Below are 24,321 nucleotides of genomic sequence, written 5' to 3'. Positions count from 1 at the left end.
GGGTGGGACGAACAACACGCAACGGCCCGGGCGACGCGCAGCGCGCCACGTGCCGGTCACCAGAAACGGGAGGGGAGTACGGTGCAGATCCAAGTCTCGAAAACCGCATTGTCGCGTGCGCTGGGCATCGCGCTGCTGGGCACGGCGGGCGCGTCCGCGTTCGCGCAGGACCCGACGCCGCCGACCGAAACATCGGCCTCGGCCACCGACCTCGACGCGGTCGTGGTCCGCGGCTACCGCCAGAGCCTGCAGTTCGCGACCGAGGCCAAGCGCGAGTCGACCGGCTTCACCGACTCGATCTTCGCCGAGGACATCGGCAAGTTCCCCGACACCAACATCGCCGAATCGCTGAGCCGCATCCCCGGCATCCAGCTCAACCGCGACGTCAACGGCGAAGGCCTGAACATCGCGATCCGCGGCCTGCCCAGCAGCTTCACCAAGACCACGATCAACGGCGCATCGGTGGCGACCGCGTCGATCGGCCTGGATGCGACCAACCAGAACCGCGAGGTCGACCTCAACATCTTCCCGACCGAGTTCTTCAACCAGCTCACGGTCTACAAGTCGCCGACCGCCCGGCTCACCGAGGGCGGCGCGTCGGGTGTCGTGGACATGCGCAACATGCGCCCGTTCGACGTCAACGGCAGCCAGGTGACCTACTCGCTGCAGGCCGACTACAACGACATCGCCGAGAAGACCAGTCCGCGCGGCACCGTGATCGGCAGTTGGACCAACGACGAGGGCACGTTCGGCGTGCTCGTCGGCGTGACCTCGCAGCGCGGCAAGATGGGCGTGGAGGGCTACGAGACCGTCGGTTGGACCAACCCCAACCTCACCAATGCGCAGTGCGGCAATGGCGGCGCGCCGGGCGGCTTCCCGGCGCTGGGCAGCGCCTGCAACGTCACCGGCGGCAACGGCTGGCGCATCCCCGATGTGGTACCCAACAACGCGTCGACGATCGCTGCCGGGCTGGTGCCGGGGCAGGCGATCGACGCCGCCTGGCTGCAGGCCAACAACCCCGGCCTGACCACCGCGCAGATCGGCGAGGCGCTGATCCCGCGTCTCGGCCGGCCGGTGCACATGTCCGGCGACCGCGACCGCGACGCGTTCCTGGGGTCGCTGCAATGGCGGCCCAGCGACAACGCCGAGCTCTACCTCGACGTGCTCTACACCAAGGCCAAGCGTACCAACGACCGCATCGACATCAACCTGATCGGCCGCAACGGCGCGCTGATCCCGCTGGACATGCAACTCGATACGAACAACGTCGTCACCGGCGCCACGTTCACCAACGCGCAGTTCTTCCTGGAGGCGCGCCCGTACACCGAGGACGTGCAGTACTGGCACCTGACCCCGGGCGGCACGTTCTGGTTCGGCGACGCCCAGGACGTCAAGCTCGACGTGCAGGCCAACATGAGCCGCAGCTGGATGTTCCGCGACTCGCCGACGATCCTGTTCAACTCGCCCTACACCACGCTGCAGTACGCCAACGACGGCAACGTGCCGACCTGGAACACCGATCTCGACCTCAACGACCCGAACCTGGGATGGACCTGGAACGGCGGGCGCGTCTGGGCGCAGAACGAGAAGCGCGTGACGCAGACCCGCGGCGTGCGCGCCGACCTGCAGCTGGGCGAGGACCGCAACAACGTGACCTTCGGCGTGGCCTGGGACAACAACCAGCGTCGCGTGCAGGGCTTCGGCGACACCGGCACCGACTGGCAGCCGTATGCGTTCTCGCAGGTCAGCGACGCCGAACTGGCCGGCTACATCGTGCCGGGCCCGCTGGGCTTTGTGACCGTCGACTTCGAGCGCTTCATGCGCGACACCAACTACGCCCAGTACCGCGACGCGGCCGGCGAGGCCAGCGGTGCCAACACCGGCGGTCCGACCGGCGGCTTCGACGAGACCACCAAGGCCGCCTACGTGATGGTCAACGGCGAGTCGGAGATCTGGAACCGCAACCTGCGCTACAACATGGGCGTGCGCTACGCGACCACCGACCAGGAGATCAGCGGGCCGGTGACGATCGGCGGCGTGCGCCAGTGGCAGACGCTGACCGGCGACTACGCCGAGTGGCTGCCGTCGTTCAGCGCGGCGTGGGACGTCGCCGACAACGTCGTGCTGCGCACGTCGGCCTCGCGCACGATGACCCGGCCCAACCCCAGCTCGATGCTGCCGGCGACGACGTTCACCGACATCTCGGCGCAGGTGGCCAACCAGGGCAACCCGAACCTCACGCCGTACACCTCGACCAACTTCGACATCGGCGGCGAGTGGTACACCGGTGGCGAGGGCTTCGTCGGGCTGACGCTGTTCAACAAGCGCATCGAGGGCTATACCTACCAGGGCGTGACCACGCGGCCGTTCAGCAGCCTGGGCATCCCGTTCGAGAGCCTGGTCGCCGAGCAGCAGCAGGCGATCCTCTCGCGCGGCGGCCCGGACGTGGCGACCGTCAACGTCAACCAGCAGGTCAACGCCGACGCCGAGCTCGAGGTCCGCGGCTGGGAGGCGATCTGGGTGCAGCCGCTGAGCGTGGTGCTCGAGGGGCTGGGCTTCATGGCCAACTACACCAAGCTCGACATCAAGACGCTCGGCAACGACGCCGACGCGCTGGCGGGCAACGTCTACGGCGTGGCGCCGTCGATGTGGAACGCGACCGCGTACTGGGAGAACGACGTCGCCTCGGTGCGGCTGTCCTACACCTGGGCGGAAGGGGCGGTGGGCACGGGGCCGAACCAGCAGGGCATTCCGTTCGCGCAGATCTACGGCGAGGACCGCGGCCAGCTCGACCTGTCGGCCAGCTACACGCTCAAGGGCATCCGCTCCGAGCCCCAGCTGACCTTCAACGTGCTCAACATCACCGGCGAGGAACGTCGCTCGTACTTCGCCTACCCCAACGCGGTCAACGACATGTACGACCCGGGCACGACGTTCACCGTCGGCATCCGCGGGACGTTCTGACGCGTCGGCGGGCCCTGCGCGACGGCGTCGTCCTCCCGGACGCCGTCGCGCAGGCGCCCGGTGCCGCGAGGCGATGCGGGCACCGCGCCGGTGCCGTCCGGGAGCAGCAGGAAACACAGGAACGATGAGCAACGCATCGCAGCACCTCTCGGTCCGGGAGAAGGTCGGCTACAGCCTCGGCGATCTCGCCGCGAACCTGATCTTCCAGACCCTGATCACCTACCTGGCGTTCTTCTACACCGACGTCTATGCGCTGCCGGCCTCGACCGCGGCGACGATCATCTTCGTCGTCGGCCTGCTCGGCGCGTTCGTGTTCACGCCGGTGATCGGCATCCTGGCCGACCGCACGCGCACGCGCTGGGGCAAGTTCCGGCCGTGGATCCTGTGGACGGCGGTGCCGTTCGGCGTGCTGTCGCTGCTGGCCTTCAGCACGCCGGAACTGGGCGAGCGCGGCAAGGTGATCTACGCGCTGGCGACCTACACGCTGCTGGTGCTGGTCTACGGCGCCAACAACCTGCCGTACTCGGCGCTCAGCGGCGTGCTGACCGGCAACATGGCCCAGCGCAACAGCCTGTCGGCCTACCGCTTCGTCGCGGTGATGATCGCCCAGTTCGTGATCCAGGTGCTGCTGTTGCCGCTGGTGCTGATCCTGGGCGACGGCGACCGGGTGCGCGGCTTCGAGAGCGTGATGACGGTGTTCGCGGTCGTCGGCACGGTGTTCTTCCTGATCACGTTCGCGACCACGCGCGAGCGCATCGTGCCGACCCCGGCGCAGTCGTCGGGCGTGCGCCAGGACCTGGCCGACCTCGCCCGCAACCGGCCGTGGCTGGTGATGCTGGCGCTGACGATCCTGGTGTTCGCGACGCTCGCGCTCAAGGGCGGCATGACGATCTACTACTTCCAGTACTACCTCGACCCGGCGGCGCTGGCGGACTTCCTGGAACGCAGCGGCTTCGAGCGCGCGATCGGCGGGCTCAACGCGATGCTGGCCAGTGCAGGCATGGCCGGCTTCCTGTGGCCGGAGGACGCGCCGACGTCGGCCTTCAGCCTGTTCAACGCCGGCGGCATCGTCTTCATGATCCTGGGCATCGGGCTGTCGCGCCCGCTGGCCGACCGCTTCGGCAAGCGCAACGTGTTCGGCGGCGCGCTGTTCGTCTCGACGCTGTTCCTGCTGGCGTTCTACGTCTATCCGCCCGACGCGATCGGCCTGGTGTTCGGCTCGCAGATCCTGCACGGCTTCTTCTACGGCATCACGATCCCGCTGCTGTGGGCGATGATCGCCGACGTCGCCGACTGGTCGGAGTGGAAGAACGACCGCCGCGCGACCGCGATCATCTTCTCGGCGATGCTGTGCGGCCTGAAGATCGGACTGAGCATCGGCGGCGCGCTGGTCGCCGCGGTATTGGCGCGCTACGGCTACGAGGCCGGCGCGAGCACCCAGCCGGCGGCCGCGATCGACGGCATCCGGCTCGCGGTCAGCGTGTACTGCGCGCTGCCGTTCCTGGCCGCCGTGGCCCTGCTGTTCTTCTACGAGATCGACAAGCCGATGGAAACCCGAATCGAACACGAGCTCGGTGCGCGTCGTGCGCGCGCCGCCGGAGCGACGCCGTGACCGCGCCGCCCGACGATGCCCGTGCGGTCGACGCCGCCGCCGACGCCGCGCCGACCCCCGACCTGCAGGCGCTCGCCGCCACGGCGATCTCGCCGCCGCTGGTGACCCACATCCACACCGCCGACCCGTCGGCGCACGTGTTCGAGGGCCGGATCTACATCTATCCCTCGCACGACATCGACGCCGGCGCGCCGTTCGACGACGAAGGCGGCCACTTCGGCATGGAGGACTACCACGTGCTGCGCCAGGACCGGCCCGACGGCGAGGCCGTGGACTGCGGCTGCGCGCTGCACGTGCGCGACGTGCCGTGGGCGGCGCGGCAGATGTGGGCGCCCGACGCGGCATGCCGCGACGGCCGCTACTACTTCTATTTCCCGGCCAAGCGCGACGACGGGCTGTTCCGCATCGGCGTGGCGGTCGGCGACCGGCCGGAAGGGCCGTTCGTGCCCGACCCCGAGCCCATCGAGGGCACGTACTCGATCGACCCGGCGGTGTTCGCCGACGACGACGGCGAGCAGTACCTGTACTTCGGCGGGATCTGGGGCGGACAGCTGCAGAAGTACCGCGACAACGTCTACGACCCGGGTCACGAGGAACCCACGGGCGATGCGCCGGCGCTGGGGCCGCGGGTGGCGCGGCTGCGCGCGGACATGCGCGGGCTCGCCGAGCCCACGCACGAGGTGGCCATCCTCGACGCCGACGGCCGCCCGCTGCGCGCCGACGATCACGCGCGGCGCTATTTCGAGGGGCCGTGGGTGCACCGCCACGGCGGGCGCTACTACCTGTCGTACTCGACCGGCGACACCCACCTGCTGTGCTACGCGGTGGGCGACAGCCCGTACGGCCCGTTCGTCCACCAGGGCGTGCTGCTCGAGCCGGTGGTCGGCTGGACGACGCACCATTCGATCGTCGCGTTCGACGGGCGCTGGTGGCTGTACTACCACGACGCGTTGCGCTCGGGCGGGGTGACCCACCTGCGCGACGTCAAGGTCGCCGAGCTCCACCACGACGCGCAGGGCCGCATCCGCACGATCGCGCCCTATGGCGGCTGACGCCGGTCCGGCACGTGCGTGGCGCGATGCGACCGCACCATTGCCGCCCGGCCCCCTGCTGCGCATCGGCTGCGGCGCGACCGAGGTCGCCGTCGCACCCGAGGCGGGTGGGCGCATCGCGCAGATCGTGCACGACGGCATCGCGCAGTTGGTCGGGCCCGAGGACGGCACCCTGGCGACGATCGCCTGGGGCTGCTATCCGATGCTGCCGTGGGCGGGCCGCGTACGCCGTGGCCGCTTCCGCTTCGAGGGGCGCGCGCACGCGCTGCGGACGAACTTCGAGGGCCATGCGATCCACGGGCTGGGCTTCGCCTCGGCGTGGCGGGTCGAGGCGCAGGCGCCGGACGCCGTCGCGCTGTCGCTGAGACTGCCGCGCGATACCGACTGGGCGTTCGGCGGCACCGCGCACCAGCGCATCACGGTCGCGCCGGGCCGGGTGAGGCTGACGCTGTCGTTGACGGCGGGCGACACCGCGATGCCGGCCGAGATCGGCTGGCATCCCTGGTTCCGCAAGCCCGAGCGCGTGGACTTCGCGCCGGCGTGGGTCTACCCGCGGGACGCGGAGGGCATCGCGACGCTGCCGCTGGCGCCGGCGCCGCCCGGACCGTGGGACGACTGCTTTCCCGGCGATGGCGAGATCGTGCTGCACCGCGCCGGCCAGCGCCTGCGGCTACGCTCGGACTGCGAGCACCGGGTCGTGTTCGACGCGGCGCCGCATGCGACCTGCATCGAGCCGCAGACCGGGCCACCGGACGCGTTCAACCTCGCGCCAAGGCGGCTGGCGCCGGGCGAACGGCTGACGCGGTGGTTCGAACTGGCGTGGTGACGCCGATGCCGGGGTCGGACGTCTTGCTGCGTGCGTGACGCTCTCGCCTGACAAAAGCGGGCGCCGGGCGATCGTGGATCGGCCGGCGCCCGCAAGGACGGTGACGCGTGGCGTCAGCCCTCGTCGCCGAAGCTGCGGCTCGCGTGCGCCGGGCGCGTCGTCGGTGTGTCGGGGACTTCGCGGTCCGGGCCGCCGACGGTGATCGCATCGCCGTGCGGTGGCGTGCTCCTGCCGTCGTCGAGCGTGCCGGCCGGCGACGTGCCGGCGGTGGCCTGGCGCTTCTGCCAGGCGTTGTAGGCGAAGGCGCCGGCGGCACCGACCGCCAGCCATTTCAGCATTCCCATCGTCGATCTCCGTGGTTGATTGCGACCGGGCAAGCGTCGGCGCTGCGCCGTGAGCCGGCCGTGACCTGGCGGCCGATCGGTGCGCGAATGCGTTGCGCCGTTGTGCCTGCGTTCCGTTCCGGAACCCGGCCGGGATGCCGCGCCGGCGGACGGCGCCATCGCGGGGGGATCGCGCCTGCACATTCGAATGTCCGCAAGACATTGATTCGATTGATTGTCCCCCGGTAGTCATCGGCCGTCCGGATGTGCATACTCCAGGTCCCCCCCCCATCCGTCGGCATCCGGTTTCGTGGATCGAATTCCGGGGCTTGCCCCCCTTCGCAGGAGGTGACGGAGATGAGAGCGACAAGGCAGTGGCTGTTGGCGGCGGCATTGGGCGCGTGCGCCGTGGGCGGCGTCCATGCGCAGACGGGACCCAACCTGAGCCTGGGCGCGAGCGCCGACGGCTCGAGCAAGGGCGGGGGGACGAGTTACGGCAACGCCATCGATGGCGATGCCGGCACGTGGTGGTCGCCCAGCGGCACGACGGGCCGGATCTCGGTCAAGTGGAGCGCGGCGCGCACCGTGGGTGCGGCCGTGATCCGCGAGCCGAGTGGCCAGCAGGGCCGCATCGGCAACTGGCGGCTGGTGAACAACGGCAACGGCCAGGTGCTGGCGACCGGCAGCGGCGCGGGCACGATCGCGTTCGCACCGGTCTCGCTGAGCAAGCTCAACTTCGAGATCCTCAGTGCCAGCGGCACGCCGGCGGTGGCCGAGTTCGAGACCTATGCGGGCGACGGGCCCGCGAACCCGCCCGGCACGCCGTGGACGGTGAGCCTGTCGGCGACCGCGTCGGGCACGACCGCGCAACTGGCGTGGTCGGTCGGCGGCGGGACGCCGGCGCGGCAGCAGGTGTACCGCGACGCCGATGCGAACCCGGCGGGGCGCACGCTCGTGGCCGACCACGTCGTCGGCGGCAGCTATGCGGATGCAGGCCTGGCGGCGGGCACGCACTACTACTGGGTGCGCGTGCTCGACGGCAGCGGCACCGCCTACGAGTCCGCGCCGGTCGCGGTGACGGTCGCGCCGGGCGGCGGCAACGGCGGCGGAGGCGGGGGGGGTGGACCGGGCAGCGGGATCGCCGCGGCCTGCCGGCAGCTGTTGGAGACGCCGTCGATGAACTGGCGGCAGTCGCCGGTGCTGACCACCGACCAGGCGATCGTCCAGTGCCTGTCCGATTCGCTGGGCAAGCCGGTCGGCTTCGGGCACCGCACCACCGGCGGCTACGCGCCGGCCGGCGGCAGCACGCTGGTCGTGGTGACCAAGGGCGGCGCGGTGCCGCCCGAGCAGCAGATCCTCGATGCCATCGGGACCGACACGCCGACCTGGATCGTGTTCGACAAGGTCGATTTCGCCGCGCCGACCGAGATCGGCATGTACCGCAACGGCTGCAGCGATCCGAAGGTGCGCACGGCGCTGGGCAATGCCAGCGTCGCCGAGTGCCGCGATCACCGGCTGTGGTGCAGCAACCGCGGGGTGTCGGCGGCGGCCTGCGAAGACACGTTCTTCAATTCGCGGCTCAACGATTCCAGCCTGGACGCGCTGAAGCTGCCGCTGGTTCAGTCCAACACCACCATCGACGGCCGCGGCGCGAACGCGCGCTTCATCTTCAGCGGCTTCAAGATCGGCGCCGACAGCGGCGGCAGCCCGTCCCACACCTCGCGCAACGTCATCGTCACCAACAACCGGTTCGTCGGCGTCGGGCATACCGAGGACCACGACCTCGACCCGGACATGGTGCGCTCGACCGGCGCCTCGCACGACATCTGGATCCACCAGAACACGTTCGAGAACACCGGCGATTCGGCCTACGACGTCAAGGTCGGCGCGTACGACATCACGGTGTCGTTCAACCGGCTGCACAACGTCAAGCGCGCCGCGCTGCACGGCTCGAGCGACAGCCGCGTCATCAACGAGCAGATCACCAGCACGGTGCACAACAACCTGTACGTGACCACCGACGACGTGTTCGGCGACAGCGCCTACAACGGGCTGCGCCGCGTGCCGCTGCTGCGGCGCGGTCGCTCGCACATGTTCAACAACGTCTTCTACGGCTACCGCAAGGACGTGCTGAGCGTGCGCGTGGGCGGGCGCCTGGCGTTCGAGGACAACCTGCTGCTCAACAACAGCGTCAACAGCAAGGGCGACGATCTCGACGACTGGGTCGCCGCGCTGCTGCGCGACGTGCGCGACACGTCGGGCCTGCGCGTGGAGGGCAGCGTGGTCCGCTATTCGGACGCCAACTGCCAGGCGCACGGCGTGCCGGGTGACCTGACCCGCACGGTCGGTTCGGTGCCCGACATGCTTGCGGCCTACGACGCGCGTTCGCTCGCGTTGTTCGAGGACAACTGGCTGCCGGCCGACATGGACCTGGCGCGCTACGTGTTCGCGACCGCGGGCAAGGGCGGGCTGGCGCCGTACGTGTCGCCGGCGACGCCGGGCTTTTCGGCGATCGTCGCCGCGGCGCCGGCGGGCTGCCAGTAGGTACGCGCCGGCGCATGTAAGGCCGGGCCGCGTGGAAACCGACTGCGGGCAGGTCGGTTCGCGGTCGGCGGGCCTGCCTGGGAGGTGGTTTTCCGGGCAGGCCCGTGCCCCCACCCGGCCCGCGGGGCGGGCCGACCTCCCCCGCAGGGCGGGGGAGGTGCCTCGCCGCGTGGCGGGCTGTGCCCGCGACGCGGTTCGGCTTCAGCCGTCGCTGCGGTCCAGGGCCTGGCGGCCGGCGTCGGTCAGCGTTGCCAGGGTCCGGGGGCCGTCGTCGACGGTGCGGACCCAGCCCAGGCCTTGGGTACCGCCGATCGCGTCCTCGCCGAGGTAGGCGAGCATGCGCATCAGCACGCTCATGCGCAGGCCCAGGCGCTTGCACAGCCGCGGCAGCGAGACGCCGCCGGGCGCGGCGGCGAGCTCGTGCAGCAGCGCCTCGAGCAGGGCGGTGTCAGCGGACAACGGCGGCCGGGATGTCGCGCTGCCGCGGGGTCGCGCCGTCGCCGTCGGGCACGTGCGGAGTGACGATCACCGGCACCGACTTCGACGTCGGCGTGCGCGATTCGTCGGCGTAGCTCGACAGCGGGACCAGCGGGTTGGTCTCCGGGTAGTACGCGGCCAGGCAGCCGCGCGGGATGTCGTACTCGACCAGCAGGAACCGCTTAGCCTGGCGGCGCACACCGTCGTCGCTGAGGCTTTCCAGGTCCACCCAGTCGCCGGCGCGCATGCCGAGTGCGGCGATGTCCTCGGCGCCGATGAACAGCACGCGGCGCTCGCCGAACACGCCGCGGTAGCGGTCGTCCAGGCCATACACGGTGGTGTTGTACTGGTCGTGCGAGCGCGTGGTGGCGAGCGTGAACACCGGGCGGTCGCCGTGCATGCGCCGCGCGCGGTGGATCGGGTTGTCGGTGGGGACGGGCGCGGCGACGAAGTTCGCCTTGCCGGTCGCGGTCACCCAGTGGCGATCGCGCGCGGTGTTCGACAACCGGAAGCCGCCGGGCACGCGCACGCGCGCGTTGAAGTCGCGGAAGTCGTCGAAGGTGCGCGCGATCAGGTCGCGGATGCGGTCGTAGTCCTCGACCAGCGCCAGCCACGGCACGCGGCTGCGTGCGCCGAGCGTGGCGTGCGCGAGCCGGGCGACGATCGCCGGCTCCGACAGCAGGTCGTCGGAGGCCGGCGGATTGATGCCCGACGACAGGTGCACCATGCTCATCGAGTCCTCGACCGTGACGCCCTGCGCGCCGCCGGCCTGGATGTCGATCTCGGTGCGGCCCAGGCACGGCAGGATCAGCGCCTCCTGGCCATGCGTGAGGTGGGTGCGGTTGAGCTTGGTGGTGACGTTGACGGTCAGCGCGCAGTTGCGCAGGCCACGCGCGGTGGCCTCGGTGTCGGGGGTCGCGATCGCGAAGTTGCCGCCCATGCCGAAGAAGACCTTCGCGCGGCCGTCGATCATCGCCTCGATCGCGCCGACGGTGTCGAACCCGTCCTCGCGCGGCGGCTCGAAGCCGAACACGTCGCGCAGCCGGTCGAGGAACGCGACCGGGGGCTTTTCGTAGATCATCATCGTGCGGTCGCCCTGCACGTTGCTGTGGCCGCGCACCGGGCAGGCGCCGGCGCCGGGGCGGCCGAGGTTGCCGCGCAGCAGCAGCAGGTTGACCAGCATGTTGATCGTCGCGACCGAGTGCTTGTGCTGGGTGATGCCCATGCCCCAGCACGCGATGACCCGCTCGGATCGCAGGTAGAGCTCGCCGGCGCGGCGGATCTGCGCCTCGTCGAGCCCGGACTCGTCGACGATGACGTCCCACGATTCGGCCATCACGTCGGCGGCGAAGGCCTCGAAGCCGGCGGTGTGCTCGGCGATGAAGGCGTGGTCGAGCAGCGAGTCGCCGCCCTGGCCGGTGACCTCGACGTCGCGTTCGAGCACGTGCTTGATCATGCCCTTGATCGCGGCCAGATCGCCGCCGATCTTGAGCTGGAAGTAGTCCGACGAGATTCGCGTCGAGCCGTTGGTCAGCATCGCGACCTTGTCCTGCGGGTCGGCGAAGCGCTCCAGGCCGCGCTCGCGCAGCGGGTTGAACGAGGCGATCGCGCAGCCGCGCCGCGCGGCCTCGCGCAGTTCGCCGAGCATGCGCGGATGGTTGGTGCCGGGATTCTGGCCGAAGATGAAGATCGCGTCGGCCAGTTCGAAGTCGTGCAGCGACACCGTGCCCTTGCCCACGCCGATCTGCTTCTTGAGCGCGGTGCCCGACGACTCGTGGCACATGTTCGAGCAGTCGGGGAAGTTGTTGGTGCCGTACTCGCGCACGAACAGCTGGTACAGGAACGCGGCCTCGTTGGAAGTGCGTCCGGAGGTGTAGAAGATCGCCTCGTCGGGCGAGGGCAGGGCGTTGAGGTGCCGGGCGATCAGCGCGAACGCCTCGTCCCAGCTCACCGGCACGTAGTGATCGGTGGCCGCGTCGTAGCGCATCGGCGTCGTCAGCCGACCCTGGCCCTCGAGCCAGTGGTCGCTGTAGCCGCGCAGCTGGGCGACGCTGTACTGCGCGAACAGCTCGGGCCCGGCGCGGAACTTCGTGGCCTCGGCGGCGACCGCCTTGGCGCCGTTCTCGCAGAACTCGAACGTCGAGGTGTGGTCGCGGTCGGGCCAGGCGCAGCCGGGACAGTCGAAGCCGTCGGGCTGGTTGGCGCGCAGCAGCGTCCTGGCGCCGTCGACGGCGATGTTCTGGTCCATCAGCGTCTTGGCGACGCTCTTGAGCGCGCCCCAGCCGCCGGCCGGGGCGTCGTACTTGCGGATCGGATGCTTGCTCATGGCGTGGAGCTCCTGCCTTGGCGCGTGGCTGCGGGCGGCGGCGATGCCGGCTCGGGCAGCAGCCGCTGCGCGTGGGTGTACACGGCGTGCCCGTCGTCGCGGGCGAAGCCGATCAGGGTGAGGTTGGCGCGCTGGGCGAGCGAGATCGCCAGCGCGGTCGGGGCCGAGATCGCGGCCATCAGCGCGATGCCCGCGCTGGCGGCCTTCATCGCCATCTCGTAGCTGGCGCGGCTGGTGACGACCAGGAACCCCGCGTCCAACGCGAGGCCCTCGCGGTGCAGCGCGCCGATCAGCTTGTCGAGCGCGTTGTGCCGGCCGATGTCCTCGCGCAGCAACTGCAGCGTGCCGTCGGTCGCGGCCCAGCCGGCGGCGTGCGTGGCACCGGTCACCGCATTGATCGACTGGGTGTCGCGCAGCTGGTGCATCGCGCGCCGCAGCGCCTGCGCCGAGACTCGCACGTCGGCGGCGACCGGCGGCGGCTGGCGCAGCGCCGCCTCCAGCAGCTCGCTGCCGCACACGCCGCAGCCGCTGCGCCCGCTCATGCTGCGCCGGCGCGAGGCCAGCGCGTCGGCGCGCGCGTCGGGAATGCGCAGGCGGATCTCGATGCCCTCGAGCAGATGCTCGATGCGCTCGATCGCCACGTCGCCGGGGCGCTCGACGATGCCTTCGCTGAGCGCGAAGCCGCGCGCGAAATCCTCCAGGTCGGCGGGCGTGGCCATCATCACCGCGAACGGCGCGTCGTTGTAGACGAACGCGACCGGCACCTCCTCGGCGACCGGGTCGTCGAGGCGGTGGCCCGCGCCGTCGCGCCAGCGTTCGACGGAACGCAGCACGGCGCCTGCGGGCAGATCGGGATCGGTGGACTGGGTCATGGCGGCGAGGGTAGCGGCGGGCGTGTGAGCGCCCGACGGCGACGGGCCTGGCTCAGGAGAACAGCACCAGGGCCTTTTCCAGCGTCTTCCAGATGCCGAAGGCCAGCGGGATGCCGACCGCGGCCCAGCAGAACGCGACCAGCAGCGGGTTGCCGCCCGAGCCGATGCGGTCCATCTCGTCCTGGGAGATCAGCGACTTGCCGCTGGCGTCGACCTTCTCGTGCGCCAGCTGCTTCTCGTGCGCCAGTTCCTCGGGCGTCATGAAGTGCTTCGCGTTCACCGGGCGCACCAGCAGGTTGCAGACCAGGCCCAGCGCCAGCATGCCGGCCAGGATGTACATCGTGGTGTTGTAGACCTGCGACGGCGGCATGCCCAGGCCCAGCTGGTACTCGCGCATGTAACCGATCACCGACGGGCCGAGGATGCCGGCCGTGGCCCAGGCGGTGAGCAGCCGGCCATGGATCGCGCCCACGTGCTGGGTGCCGAACAGGTCGGCCAGGTACGCCGGCACGGTGGCGAAGCCGCCGCCGTACATCGACAGGATCACGAAGAACGCGACGACGAACAGCGCGATCGAGCCGGCGTTGCCGAGCGTCGGTGCGGCCGCGTACAGCGCGATCCCCAGGACGAAGAAGATCGAATAGGTGAGCTTGCGGCCGAACTTGTCCGACATCGTCGCCCAGAAGAACCGGCCCAGGATATTCGCCAGGCTCAGCAGGCCGACGAAGCCGGCGGCGATCGCGGCGATCGCCGAGAGCTGCTCGGCGCTCAGCTCACGAAAGCCCACGTCCTCGCCGATCAGGCGGCCGCCGAACATCTCCTGCAGCATCGGCGACGCCAGGCCCAGCACGCCGATGCCGGCCGAGACGTTCAGGCACAGCACACCCCAGACCAGCCAGAACTGCGGGATCCCCCAGACCTTCTTCACGTGCACGTGGCCCTGGGTGATCATCGCGTTGTTCGCTGCCGGGGGCGGCGTCCAGCCCTTGGGCTTCCAGCCGGTCGGCGGCACGCGGTAGCCGAACGCGCCGGCCATCATGAAGACGAAGTACACCACCGCCATGACCAGGAAGGTTTCCTTCACGCCCACCGAGGTCGGCGAGGCGAAGTAGCGCATCGACATGTCCGCCAGCGGGCTGCCGACAAGCGCGCCGCCGCCGAAGCCCATGATCGCCATGCCGGTCGCCATGCCGCGGCGGTCGGGGAACCACTTGATCAGCGTCGACACCGGCGAGATGTAGCCCAGTCCCAGGCCGATGCCGCCGATCACGCCCGAGCCCAGCCACAGCATCCAGATCTGGTGCAGGTGCACGCCGAGCGCGGAGATCAGCAGGCCGCCGCACCAGCACAGCGCCGCGACGAACCCGGCCTTGCGCGGGCCGACGCGCTCGAGCCAGCCGCCCCAGATTGCGGCCGAGCAGCCCAGCAGCACGAAGAACAGCGTGTACATCCACTGCAGTTCGCTGATGTTCCAGTCGCAGGCGGCCGAGGTGATGCGTGCCAGGAAGCCCATGTCGGCGCCACAGGCGATCGGCGCGTCGATGCCGACGGCCATCGACAGCGGCAGCCAGAACACGCTGAAGCCGTAGGCCATGCCGATGCACAGGTGGATCGCCAACGCGGCCGGCGGGACCAGCCAGCGGTTGAAACCGGGCCGGGCGATGATGCGTTCCTTCGTCAGCAGGCCGCCCGAAGGCGCCCCGGCGGCAGGAAGCGGAATTGCGGTGCTGTTGGCCATGGATCCTCCCGAATCGATCAGCCGGAATGCGGGACCGCGGCCTAATATGCTTTCTATTGCATATTGGCTGCGACAAAGTGTCGCAACGGTACGCGCATCACGCTTGCCCGGGAAGCGTCGTTGATCGAATAATCGGCTTTGAAAAGCCGATTTGAGCCCGTCCGCGGGTGGAGGTTCCGATGTACAAGGTCCGCATCCAGCCGCAGTGGTCGCTGGAGAACGCCGATGGCGTGGCGCTGTCGTCGCAGCTCGTCGACCTGCTGCTGGCCGTACGCGCGACCGGCTCGCTGGCCGCCGCCGCGCGCCAGGCCGGGCTCTCGTACCGCTACGCCTGGGGGCGGCTGCAGGACGCGCAGGCGGTGTTCGGCCAGCCGCTGCTGCGCATGAGCCGCGGCCGGGGTGCCGCGCTGACGCCGATCGGCGAGCGCCTGGTCTGGGCCGACAGCCGCATCGCCGCGCGCCTGTCGCCGCTGCTCGACAGCCTGGCGACCGAACTGGAGGCCGAGCTCGAGCGCACCGTCGGCGCGCATGCGCGGCCGCTGCGCGTGCACGCCTCGCACGGCTTCGGGGTGGAGACGCTGCGCCGCTCGATGGCCGAGTCGGGCGTGGCGCTGGACCTCAAGTACCGCAGCCCCGACGACGCGTTGGCCGCGCTGCGCACCGGCGCCTGCGACATCGCGGGCCTGCACCTGCCGATCGGCGTGCTCGAAGAGCCGCTGTTCGCGCACTACCGCGCGCGGCTCGACCTCGATGCCGACCGCGTGATCCACCTGGCGATGCGCCGGCAGGGGCTGGTGCTGGCGGCCGGCAATCCGCTGGGTATCGGCACGCTGCAGGACCTGGAGCGCCCCGACATCCGCGTGATCCATCGCCAGCCGGGCTCCGGCACGCGGCTGCTGTTCGAGACGATGCTGGTGCGGCACGGCATCGCGTTCGAGCGCATCCGCGCCTGCGACGTCGAGGAACTGACCCACGCTGCGGTCGCGGCGTACGTCGCCAGCGGGCTGGCCGACGTCGGCTTCGCGCTCGAACCGCCGGCGCGGCGCTACGGGCTGGATTTCCACCCGCTGGTCACCGAGCACTATTTCTTCCTGTGCCACAACGACGTGCTGGAGTCGGGCCGCCTGCGCGGCCTGCTCGCGCTGCTGCGCAGCGACGGCTTCCGCCGCGAGCTCGGCCTGCTGCCCGGCTACGACCCAAGCCGCTGCGGGCAGGTGCAGACGCTGCCCGAGGCGTTCGTGTCGGCGCGGGGGTAGATCATTCGCCCCGTCGCATCCGCTGCGCGCCATTGCGTCTGCCGTAGGAGCGCGCTTGCGCGCGATGGGGCTTCACCGGAAATCCCGATCGCGCGCGAGCGCGCTCCTACAGGTGGCACGGGAGATCACTCGATCGCTTCGTCCAGCATCAGCTGGCGCGCGAAGCGGACCGGCGGCGCGCCCTGGGCCAGCATGTCGTCGTGGTACTGCTTGAGGTTGAACGCATCGCCGCGCGCGGTCTCGGCCGCCTTGCGCGCGTCGAAGTGCTCCTGCGCGCCGACGAAGTAGGTCGCCAGCTGCGTCGACGACAGCTGCGCGCGCGTCCACTTGCCCTCGGCCTCGCTCTGCTGCTGGAACGTCTGGTGCACCATCAGGTCCAGCGCCTGTTCCTTGGTCCAGTTGTCGACGTGGATGCCCTGGTCGAGGATCGCGTTGGCGACCGCGCGCGCGTAGAACTTGAGCTGCATCAGCCGGAACAGCGGGTCGCTGTCTGCGTAGCCGGCGTCGGCCATCATCCGCTCGGTGTACACCGCCCAGCCTTCGGCGAACGGGCCGGAGCGGAACACCGCGCGCAGCGTCGAGGGGTGGTTCACCGAATGCGCGCCTTCCAGATAGTGGCCCGGCATCGCCTCGTGGATCGTCAGCACGTGCAGCATGTGCTTGTTGTACTCGCGCAGGAACGAATCGACCTGGGCGTCGTTCCAGTCTTCGGGGATCGGCGAGATCGCGTAATAGGTGTCCAGGCCCTTGTCGAGCGGGCCGGGCGAATCGCAGTACGCCGCCGCGACGCCGCGCTGGAACTCCGGCATCAGGATGATCTTGACCGGATCGTCGGGCACGGTGACCAGGTCGTGCTCGCGGGTGAACGCGGTGGCGACGTCGAGCGTGTGGCGCGCGTACTCCACGACCTCCTCGCGGCCCGGGCGGTCGGCATAGGCCACTTCCATCGCCGCCTCGATCGCCGCCTGGCGCTGGTCCTCGGTCGGCTGCGCCGGCGTTGCGGGCGCGCCGTCGCGGCCGTCGAGCACCGTCTGCGCGACGACGTACATCTCCTCGCGGATGCGCGCCAGTTCGGCCTCGGCGCGCTGGCGGATGTCCTGGCGCGAGAGCGAGGAGTTGAGCGCGAACTTGAGCTTCTGGTCGTACTTCTCCGCGCCGATGCGGAACTCGCCCTTGGCGTTGGGCACCAGCGTGCCGTCGAGCCAGGCCTGGTGTTCCTCGACCGCCGCACGCAGCGTCTCGACCGCCGCGTCCAGGCGCGTGCGGTCCTCGCCCTGCAACTGGTCGGCGTTGGGCGCGATGAAGGTCTCGATCAGCGCCAGCACGCCCTTGTTCTGCGCCGCGACGGTGCGCGCGTGCGTCGGCGGCACCCGCACCGGGTCCAGGTTCTCGCGGGCCTGGGCGAGGATCGCCGGGATCTTCTCCATGCGCTGCGTCGCCGACTTCAGGCGCTCGGGCATCGGCGCGAACTCGCGCGCCATCAGCCCGTAGATCGCTCCGCCGGCCAGCCCGCTGTAGGTCTGCGGGTCCCAGGCCCAGCTCTGCATGACCTCGGTGTCCCAGACGCCGTACTCGAGCTGGTTGCGCAGGATCAGCGCATCGACGCGGTTCTCGCGCGAGAGCTTGTCGAAGTCGATCGCGTCGAGCTCGGCCAGATACCGGCGGTTGAAGTCCAGCCCGGCCTGCCGGCCCGCTGCCGACAGGTCGTCGATCTCGGTGTCGAAGCGGTGGTCGCCGATCTGCGTGGCCGACACCGGCGACAGCGCCATGGCCTCGTCGAGGTAGCGCTTGGACAGCTCGGCGAACGCGGCGTCGGCCGGGGACGCCGCGGTGGCGGCCGCGCCCTCCTGCGCGCTGGCGGGCGCGCTCGGCGCCTCCCGGTTGCAGCCGGCGAGGGCGGCGGTGAGCACGGCAACGGCGAGCAGGGAACGGCGCATGCGGCAACTTCCAGGCATTGGGACAGCCCGCAAGCATAGAGGCGCCGCCCACGCGCCGCATGTGCCGATCGTGCCGACTCGTCCTGTCCGTGCGCCGGTCGTGGCCATGCTCGTGCATATGTCGGTTGCTCCGGGCCGTTCCGGTTGATCGCGCCAACCTGCTGGGTAGGAGCGCGCTCGCGCGCGATGAAGCATCCCGGGTAGCGCCATTCGCGCGCGAGCGCGCTCCTACGGGCGACGCTCCTGTAGGCGCGCGCTTGCGCGCGACCGGGCCTGTCGCGGATCGCCCTTTGCGCGCGAGCGTGCGCCGACGCTGCGGCGTGATTCGACCGGCCATGCGGCGCAAGTTGACCCGGGCGGCGCATGCACAGAAGAATCGACGCTGCGCGGCCATCGCCGCAGGGGAGAATGCAATGCGACGTCGCGACTTCATGGCCCTGGGCGGGATCGGGCTGGGCAGCCTGCTGCTGCCCGGCGGCATCGGCCGCGCGATCGCGGCCGAGGACCTGACCAGCACGCTCGATCCGGCACTGAAGAAGCGGCTCGCCGACGTCGGGCTGCAGGCCGCGCGCGACGGCGGCGCCGGCTACTGCGACGTGCGCATCGGCCGCTACCTGCGCCAGTACGTGATGACCCGCGAGACGCGGGTGGAGAACGTGGTCAACGAGGAATCCACCGGCGTGGGCGTGCGCGTGCTCGCCGACGGCGCCTGGGGCTTCGCGGCGACGAACGCGCTCGATCCCGACAGCGTCGCCGCAGCCGCACGCCAGGCGGTGGCGATCGCGAAGGCCAATGCGCGCATCCAGGCGACGCCGGTGCAACTGGCGCCGGTTCGCGGGGTCGGCGAGGTGACCTGGCGCACGCCCATCGCCACCAACGGTATGGCGGTACCGGTCGAGGACAAGGTTGCGCTGCTGCTCGACATCAACGCCGCGGCGACCGCCGCCGGCGCCGACTTCGTCGGTTCGCGGCTGTTCCTGGTCAACGAGCAGAAGTACTTCGCGAGCACCGACGGCTCGTACATCGATCAGGACGTGCACCGGATCTGGGCGCCCTTCACCGTGACCGCGATCGACAAGGCGAGCGGGAAGTTCCGCACGCGCGACGGACTGTCGGCGCCGATGGGCCTGGGCTACGAGTACCTCACCCCCGACCCGGCGCAGCGCTTCGAACTGCCCGGCGGCGTGATCGCCTACGGGCGGGCCTACGACATGCGCGAGGACGCCGTCGCCGCCGCGCGCCAGGCCCGCGAGAAGCTGCGCGCGCCGTCGGTCCAGCCCGGCCGCTACGACCTCGTGCTCGATCCGTCGAACCTGTTCCTGACCATCCACGAGAACGTCGGCCATCCGCTCGAACTCGACCGCGTGCTCGGCTACGAGGCCAACTACGCCGGCACCAGCTTCGCCACGCTCGACAAGCGCGCCGCCGGCTACCGCTGGGGCAGCGACATCGTGAACTTCGTCGCCGACAAGACCCAGCCCGGCAGCCTGGGCGCGGTCGGCTACGACGACGAAGGCGTGCGGTGCAAGCGCTGGGACCTGGTGAAGGACGGCATCCTCGTCGACTACCAGGCCACGCGCGACCAGGCGCACATCCTGGGCAAGACCGCGTCCGACGGCTGCAGCTACGCCGATGCGTGGTCGAGCGTGCAGTTCCAGCGCATGCCCAACGTTTCGCTGGCGCCGGGCCGGGCGCCGCTGACGGTGCGCGAGATGATCGCCGGCGTCGAGCGCGGCCTCTACATCCACGGCCGCGGTTCGTACTCGATCGACCAGCAGCGCTACAACGCCCAGTTCGGCGGCCAGCTGTACTACGAGATCCGCAACGGCGAGATCGCCGGCATGGTCGAGGACGCCGCCTACCAGATCCGCACGCCGGAGTTCTGGAACGCCTGCAGCGCGATCTGCGACGAGCGCGACTACCGCCTGGGCGGCTCGTTCTTCGACGGCAAGGGCCAGCCCAGCCAGGTCTCGGCGGTCTCGCACGGCGCGGCGACCACCCGCTTCGACGGCATCAATGTGATCAATACGGCGCGCAATCTCTAGTGCGTGATGGCGGGATCGGTGACAGGCGATTCGAAAGGGCGCCGGGTCCAGGGTCTGTTCGCGATCATGCGCCGGCCGGGCGACAGGCTGTCCCGAATCCCGAATCCCGAATCCCGTCTATGCCATTCGTCACTGGACGGCGCGCGCGCGGCATGTCATCAATCCGGACGGCGCGTAGGGGACGCGTCGCCATCTCATCGCCCCGTCCGCGCGCGCCGCGGACCCTCGCTTTTCGGGAGAGCTGCTGTGCATAGACGCGATTTCCTCGCCCTCGCTGGTGTCGGCGCGGGCGGCCTGTTGCTGCCCGCCGTCTTCGGCAAGGTGATTGCCGCCGAACAACTGCTGTCCGCGCTCGACGTGGGCTTCAAGAAGCGACTGGCCGATGCCGGCCTGAATGCGGCGTCCGCCGCCGGCGCGAGCTACTGCGACGTGCGCGTGGGCCGCTATCTGCGCCAGTTCGTGATGACCCGCGAGGACAAGGTGCAGAACGTGGTCAGCACCGAGTCGACCGGCGTGGGCGTGCGCGTCGTCGCCGGCGGGGCCTGGGGCTTCGCGGCGACCAACACGCTGACCGAGCAGGGCGTGGCCGAGGCCGCGCGCCAGGCCGTCGCGATCGCACAGGCCAACGCCAAGGTCCAGACCGCGCAGGTGCAGCTGGCGCCGGTCAAGGGCGTGGGCGAGGTGGCCTGGCGCACCCCGATCGCCCGCAACGGCATGGAGGTGCCGGTCAAGGACAAGGTGGACCTGCTGCTGGGCGTCAACGCCGCGGCGCTGTCGGCCGGTGCGAGTTTCGTCAACTCCACGTTGTTCCTCGTCAACGAGCAGAAGTATTTCGCCAGCACCGACGGGTCGTACATCGACCAGGACGTGCACCGGATCTGGGCGCCGATGACGGTGACCGCGATCGACAAGGCCAGTGGCAAGTTCCGCACCCGCGAGGGCCTGTCTGCGCCGATGGGCATGGGCTTCGAGTACCTCGACGGCGCGGCCGCGGGCAAGGTCGTCTCGCCCAACGGCGTGGTCAACTACAGCACCTCCTACGACATGCGCGAGGACGCGATCGCCGCGGCGCGCCAGGCGCAGGAGAAGCTGCGCGCGCCGTCGGTCAAGCCCGGCCGCTACGATCTGGTGCTCGACCCTTCGCACACTTGGCTGACGATCCACGAGTCGATCGGCCACCCGCTCGAGCTCGACCGCGTGCTCGGCTACGAGGCCAACTACGCCGGCACCAGCTTCGCCACGCTCGACAAGCGCGAGCAGCGCTTCCAGTACGGCAGCGACCAGGTGACCGTGTTCGCCGACAAGACCCAGCCCGGCAGCCTGGGCGCGGTGGCCTACGACGATGAAGGCGTGGCGACCAAGCGCTGGAACCTGATCGACGCCGGCAAGCTGGTCGACTACCAGGCCACGCGCGACCAGGCGCACATCCTGGGCAAGACCGAGTCCGACGGCTGCAGCTACGCCGACGCCTGGTCGAGCGTGCAGTTCCAGCGCATGCCCAACGTCTCGCTGGCCGCCGGCCGCACGCCGCTGAGCGTGGAGCAGATGATCGGCGACGTCGAGAACGGCATCTACATCGTCGGCGACGGCTCGTTCTCGATCGACCAGCAGCGCTACAACGCCCAGTTCGGCGGGCAGCTGTTCTACGAGATCCGCAACGGGAAGATCGCCGGCATGATCGAGGACGTCGCCTACCAGATCCGCACGCCGGAGTTCTGGAACGCCTGCGTCGCGGTCTGCGACGAGCGCGACTACCGTCTGGGCGGCTCGTTCTTCGACGGCAAGGGCCAGCCCAGCCAGGTCTCGGCGGTCTCGCACGGCTCGGCGACCGCCCGCTTCAACGGCATCAACGTCATCAACACCGCGCGTTCGCTCGGCTAAGGAGTTCCGACCATGACCATCTTCACCGAAGCCCAGGCCCGCGAACTGCTCGAGAAGACCGTCGCGCTGTCGACCGCCGACGAGTGCACCGCGACGCTGTCGGGCTCGATCGACGGCAACATCCGCTTCGCGCTCAACAACGTCTCCACCAGCGGCATCGTCAGCAACGCCGAACTCGCCGTCCAGGTCGCGTTCGGCAAGCGCGTGGGCACGGCCAGCATCAACGCCTTCGACGATGCGTCGCTGCGCAGCGTGGTCAAGCGCGCCGAGGATCTCGCCCGGCTGGCGCCGGAGAACCCCGAGTTCCTGCCGGCGATCGGCAAGCAGGACTATCGGCCGAGCCCGACGTTCAGCGAGTCGACCGCGGCGATCACCCCCGAGTTCCGCGCCGACGTGGCCGCCGGCTCGATCGCGCCTTGCCGCGCCGAGCAACTGATCGCAGCCGGCTTCCTCGAGGACGGCCGCAGTTTCGTCGCGTTCGCCAACAGCAACGGCAATTTCGGCTACCAGCAGGCGACCAACTTCAACTACACCTGCACCGTGCGGACCGAGGACGGCCGCGGTTCGGGCTGGGTCGGGCGCAACCTCAAGGACGCCAGCGCGTTCGACGCCGGCCGCGACGTGCGCGTGGCGATGCGCAAGGCCAGCGATTCGGCCCAGGCGCAGGCGCTGGAGCCGGGCAAGTACACGGTGATCCTGGAGCCGGCGGCGGCCGCCGGGCTGATCTCGTTCATGATGCGCTTCTTCGACGCGCGCACGGCCGACGAGGGGCGCAGCTTCCTGTCCAAACGCGGCGGCGGCAACAAGCTCGGCGAGCAGGTCTACGACCCGCGCGTCAACATCGTCGCCGACCCCTGGCACCCCGAGGCGCCGGTGCTGCCGTGGGACGGCGAGGGCCTGCCGCGCGAGAAGATGGCGATCATCGAAAACGGCAAGGTCGTCAACCTCGACTACTCGCGCTTCTGGGCGCAGCAGCAGGGCAAGCGCGCGGTCGGCCGGCCGGGCAACCTGCTGATGTCGGGCGGCGACAAGTCGACCGCCGACCTGATCGCCGGCACCGACCGCGGCATCCTCGTCACCCGCACCTGGTACATCCGCATGGTCGATCCGCAGACCGTGCTGCTGACCGGCCTGACCCGCGACGGCACGTTCTACATCGAGAACGGCGAGATCAAGTACCCGCTGAAGAACTTCCGCTTCAACGAATCGCCGGTGATCATGCTCAACAACATCGACGAGCTCGGCCGGCCGGTGCGCGTGGGCGGCGACGAGTCGTCGATGGTGATGATGCTGCCGCCGATGCGGCTGCGCGACTTCACGTTCACGTCGTTGTCGGATGCGGTCTGAGGCACGACGCGCCGACGCGGCTCGATAGTGCAAGGCTTTTGCTCTCCGTGACACTCTCAGCGCTATCTGCCGACCCGAAGGGCGCCACCCATGGATGGGTGGCGTTTTCCGACCGAGGCAGGATGCCGAGTCGGAAAATCCCGGAACGAATGACTGACCAGGTTAGCTTCTTCGGGGAGGCCATTTCTTTTGGTTACTTTTCTTTGGGCCAGCAAAGAAAAGTGACCCGCTCGCCGGCAGGCGAGTGGAAGCTCTGCTTTTCAAGGAAAATGGCGCGAACCCGCGAAGATCAAGTTCTTTTGGGGTCTGGTGAGCGCCTCGACGATGCGTTAAGCGCCAACGGCAGCCGGGCCTTGCGCGGAGGCGTGAGGCCGTGAACCGTCGCCAGTCGCTCCAGCTGCTGCTTGGCGCCGCCGCCGGCTTCGCATTGCCGCAGGTTCCGGCCCAGTCGGCGCGCTACGACTTCTGGTTCACGCGGCTGCGCTACGAGTCGGGCGACTGGGACGTCGATGCGCGGATGCCGTCGAACGTGATCACCTCGCTGATCGACTACACCGACCTGCGCGTCGATCCGGTCGAGCACGTGGTCGCGCTGTCGGACCCGAAGATGCTCGCCGCGCCGTTCTGCTACCTGGCCGGGCACCGGCTGGTCGAGTTCAGCCCGGCCGAGCGCCGCAACTTCGAGCGCTACGTGCGCGGCGGCGGCTTCGTGTTCGTCGACGACTGCAACCACGACATCGACGGCCTGTTCGCGAAGTCGTTCGAGGCGCAGATGGCCGCGCTGTTCGGCGCCTCGGCGATGCGCAAGCTGCCGAACTCGCACGCGCTCTACCACAGCTTCTTCCGCTTCCCGGACGGCCCGCCGGCGACCGGCTTCGAGCTCAACGGCTGGGGCGACGATCTGGTGCACGACTACCTCAAGGGCATCGAGATCGACGGCCGGCTGGCGGTGCTCTACAGCAACAAGGACTACGGCTGCGAATGGGACTACGACTGGCGCAACAAGCGCTTCCTGGCCGAGGACAATACGAAGTTCGCGGTCAACATCGTCATGTACGCATTGAGCGCATGACCCCCATATTTCCTGTAGGAGCGCGCTTGCGCGCGACGAGGCTGTACCG

General features: G+C 70.0%; 17 protein-coding genes. 11 read left to right on the top strand and 6 right to left on the bottom strand.

The window, feature by feature from the left end:
* Nucleotides 1-81: 81 nt before the first annotated feature.
* From WQ56_RS09940 to WQ56_RS09925, 4 genes are all read left to right on the top strand, one after another.
* A complete protein-coding gene (locus WQ56_RS09940; protein ID WP_047136944.1) occupies nucleotides 82-2,964 on the top strand; it encodes a TonB-dependent receptor in 2,883 nt (960 codons plus the stop codon).
* A 124-nt stretch (nucleotides 2,965-3,088) separates the two neighbouring features.
* Nucleotides 3,089-4,576, top strand: coding sequence for an MFS transporter (locus WQ56_RS09935; protein ID WP_047136943.1), 1,488 nt, complete (start codon nucleotides 3,089-3,091; stop codon nucleotides 4,574-4,576).
* Between the two features lie 62 nt (nucleotides 4,577-4,638).
* Complete coding sequence (locus tag WQ56_RS09930; protein ID WP_047136989.1) at nucleotides 4,639-5,628, top strand: glycoside hydrolase family 43 protein; 990 nt, start codon at nucleotides 4,639-4,641, stop codon at nucleotides 5,626-5,628.
* Complete coding sequence (locus WQ56_RS09925; RefSeq protein ID WP_047136942.1) at nucleotides 5,618-6,454, top strand: aldose epimerase; 837 nt, start codon at nucleotides 5,618-5,620, stop codon at nucleotides 6,452-6,454. Before WQ56_RS09930 ends, WQ56_RS09925 begins: the two co-directional genes overlap by 11 nt.
* A gap of 113 nt (nucleotides 6,455-6,567) precedes the next feature.
* Here the strand turns inward: WQ56_RS09925 and WQ56_RS18675 are convergent, their stop codons facing one another.
* On the bottom strand, nucleotides 6,568-6,798 hold the full coding sequence (locus WQ56_RS18675) for a hypothetical protein (RefSeq protein ID WP_156170493.1): 231 nt from the start codon (nucleotides 6,796-6,798) through the stop codon (nucleotides 6,568-6,570).
* Between the two features lie 336 nt (nucleotides 6,799-7,134).
* On the opposite strand from WQ56_RS18675, the gene WQ56_RS19075 reads away from it, so the two are divergent.
* Nucleotides 7,135-9,321 carry a hypothetical protein gene (locus tag WQ56_RS19075; protein WP_047136940.1) on the top strand — a complete coding sequence of 729 codons (2,187 nt, stop codon included), beginning with the start codon at nucleotides 7,135-7,137 and terminating at the stop codon, nucleotides 9,319-9,321.
* Nucleotides 9,322-9,522: 201 nt separating this feature from the next.
* On the opposite strand, the gene WQ56_RS09910 is transcribed toward WQ56_RS19075, so the two are convergent.
* The 4 genes from WQ56_RS09910 to WQ56_RS09895 are packed head-to-tail and all read right to left on the bottom strand — an operon-like array spanning nucleotide 9,523 to nucleotide 14,734.
* Nucleotides 9,523-9,780 (bottom strand): hypothetical protein, encoded by a 258-nt coding sequence (locus tag WQ56_RS09910; protein ID WP_047136939.1) that lies wholly within the window; start codon nucleotides 9,778-9,780, stop codon nucleotides 9,523-9,525.
* Entirely contained in the window at nucleotides 9,770-12,124 is a 2,355-nt protein-coding gene (locus WQ56_RS09905) for an FdhF/YdeP family oxidoreductase (protein ID WP_047136938.1), read from the bottom strand. The genes WQ56_RS09910 and WQ56_RS09905 overlap by 11 nt, the downstream gene beginning before the upstream one ends.
* Complete coding sequence (gene fdhD / locus WQ56_RS09900; protein ID WP_047136937.1) at nucleotides 12,121-12,996, bottom strand: formate dehydrogenase accessory sulfurtransferase FdhD; 876 nt, start codon at nucleotides 12,994-12,996, stop codon at nucleotides 12,121-12,123. The genes WQ56_RS09905 and fdhD overlap by 4 nt, the downstream gene beginning before the upstream one ends.
* A gap of 52 nt (nucleotides 12,997-13,048) precedes the next feature.
* Nucleotides 13,049-14,734, bottom strand: coding sequence for an OFA family MFS transporter (locus tag WQ56_RS09895; protein ID WP_047136936.1), 1,686 nt, complete (start codon nucleotides 14,732-14,734; stop codon nucleotides 13,049-13,051).
* Nucleotides 14,735-14,913: 179 nt separating this feature from the next.
* Between WQ56_RS09895 and WQ56_RS09890 the strand changes: the two genes are divergently transcribed.
* Nucleotides 14,914-15,990, top strand: coding sequence for a substrate-binding domain-containing protein (locus tag WQ56_RS09890; RefSeq protein ID WP_047136935.1), 1,077 nt, complete (start codon nucleotides 14,914-14,916; stop codon nucleotides 15,988-15,990).
* Between the two features lie 125 nt (nucleotides 15,991-16,115).
* Here WQ56_RS09890 and WQ56_RS09885 read toward each other — a convergent pair whose 3' ends face one another.
* A complete protein-coding gene (locus WQ56_RS09885) occupies nucleotides 16,116-17,927 on the bottom strand; it encodes a DUF885 domain-containing protein (RefSeq protein ID WP_047136934.1) in 1,812 nt (603 codons plus the stop codon).
* 413 nt (nucleotides 17,928-18,340) lie between these two features.
* Between WQ56_RS09885 and WQ56_RS09880 the strand changes: the two genes are divergently transcribed.
* The 5 genes from WQ56_RS09880 to WQ56_RS09865 all read left to right on the top strand — a co-directional run bounded on the left by WQ56_RS09880 (nucleotide 18,341) and on the right by WQ56_RS09865 (nucleotide 24,272).
* Entirely contained in the window at nucleotides 18,341-19,972 is a 1,632-nt protein-coding gene (locus WQ56_RS09880) for a TldD/PmbA family protein (protein ID WP_047136933.1), read from the top strand.
* A 246-nt stretch (nucleotides 19,973-20,218) separates the two neighbouring features.
* Nucleotides 20,219-21,853 (top strand): TldD/PmbA family protein, encoded by a 1,635-nt coding sequence (locus tag WQ56_RS09875; RefSeq protein WP_047136932.1) that lies wholly within the window; start codon nucleotides 20,219-20,221, stop codon nucleotides 21,851-21,853.
* A gap of 12 nt (nucleotides 21,854-21,865) precedes the next feature.
* On the top strand, nucleotides 21,866-23,200 hold the full coding sequence (locus tag WQ56_RS09870) for a TldD/PmbA family protein (protein WP_047136931.1): 1,335 nt from the start codon (nucleotides 21,866-21,868) through the stop codon (nucleotides 23,198-23,200).
* Between the two features lie 149 nt (nucleotides 23,201-23,349).
* On the top strand, nucleotides 23,350-23,577 hold the full coding sequence (locus WQ56_RS18670; RefSeq protein WP_156170492.1) for a hypothetical protein: 228 nt from the start codon (nucleotides 23,350-23,352) through the stop codon (nucleotides 23,575-23,577).
* A complete protein-coding gene (locus WQ56_RS09865) occupies nucleotides 23,574-24,272 on the top strand; it encodes a DUF4159 domain-containing protein (protein WP_047136930.1) in 699 nt (232 codons plus the stop codon). Before WQ56_RS18670 ends, WQ56_RS09865 begins: the two co-directional genes overlap by 4 nt.
* Nucleotides 24,273-24,321 lie beyond the last annotated feature (49 nt).

Source organism: Luteimonas sp. FCS-9, from assembly GCF_001014645.1.
Taxonomy (GTDB): domain Bacteria; phylum Pseudomonadota; class Gammaproteobacteria; order Xanthomonadales; family Xanthomonadaceae; genus Luteimonas.
The sequence above is the reverse complement of the archived record's forward strand: the minus strand, read 5'-3'. Positions and strand labels throughout refer to the sequence as shown.

What these genes read in the sequence shown, in the direction of transcription:
- WQ56_RS09935 (WP_047136943.1), top strand. Translation starts at nt 3,089, where the DNA reads ATGAGCAACGCATCGCAGCACCTCTCGGTCCGGGAGAAGGTCGGCTAC.
- WQ56_RS09925 (WP_047136942.1), top strand. Translation starts at nt 5,618, where the DNA reads ATGGCGGCTGACGCCGGTCCGGCACGTGCGTGGCGCGATGCGACCGCA.
- WQ56_RS18675 (WP_156170493.1), bottom strand. Translation starts at nt 6,798, where the DNA reads ATGGGAATGCTGAAATGGCTGGCGGTCGGTGCCGCCGGCGCCTTCGCC.
- WQ56_RS19075 (WP_047136940.1), top strand. Translation starts at nt 7,135, where the DNA reads ATGAGAGCGACAAGGCAGTGGCTGTTGGCGGCGGCATTGGGCGCGTGC.
- WQ56_RS09905 (WP_047136938.1), bottom strand. Translation starts at nt 12,124, where the DNA reads ATGAGCAAGCATCCGATCCGCAAGTACGACGCCCCGGCCGGCGGCTGG.
- fdhD (WP_047136937.1), bottom strand. Translation starts at nt 12,996, where the DNA reads ATGACCCAGTCCACCGATCCCGATCTGCCCGCAGGCGCCGTGCTGCGT.
- WQ56_RS09895 (WP_047136936.1), bottom strand. Translation starts at nt 14,734, where the DNA reads ATGGCCAACAGCACCGCAATTCCGCTTCCTGCCGCCGGGGCGCCTTCG.
- WQ56_RS09890 (WP_047136935.1), top strand. Translation starts at nt 14,914, where the DNA reads ATGTACAAGGTCCGCATCCAGCCGCAGTGGTCGCTGGAGAACGCCGAT.
- WQ56_RS09885 (WP_047136934.1), bottom strand. Translation starts at nt 17,927, where the DNA reads ATGCGCCGTTCCCTGCTCGCCGTTGCCGTGCTCACCGCCGCCCTCGCC.
- WQ56_RS09880 (WP_047136933.1), top strand. Translation starts at nt 18,341, where the DNA reads ATGCGACGTCGCGACTTCATGGCCCTGGGCGGGATCGGGCTGGGCAGC.
- WQ56_RS09870 (WP_047136931.1), top strand. Translation starts at nt 21,866, where the DNA reads ATGACCATCTTCACCGAAGCCCAGGCCCGCGAACTGCTCGAGAAGACC.
- WQ56_RS18670 (WP_156170492.1), top strand. Translation starts at nt 23,350, where the DNA reads ATGACTGACCAGGTTAGCTTCTTCGGGGAGGCCATTTCTTTTGGTTAC.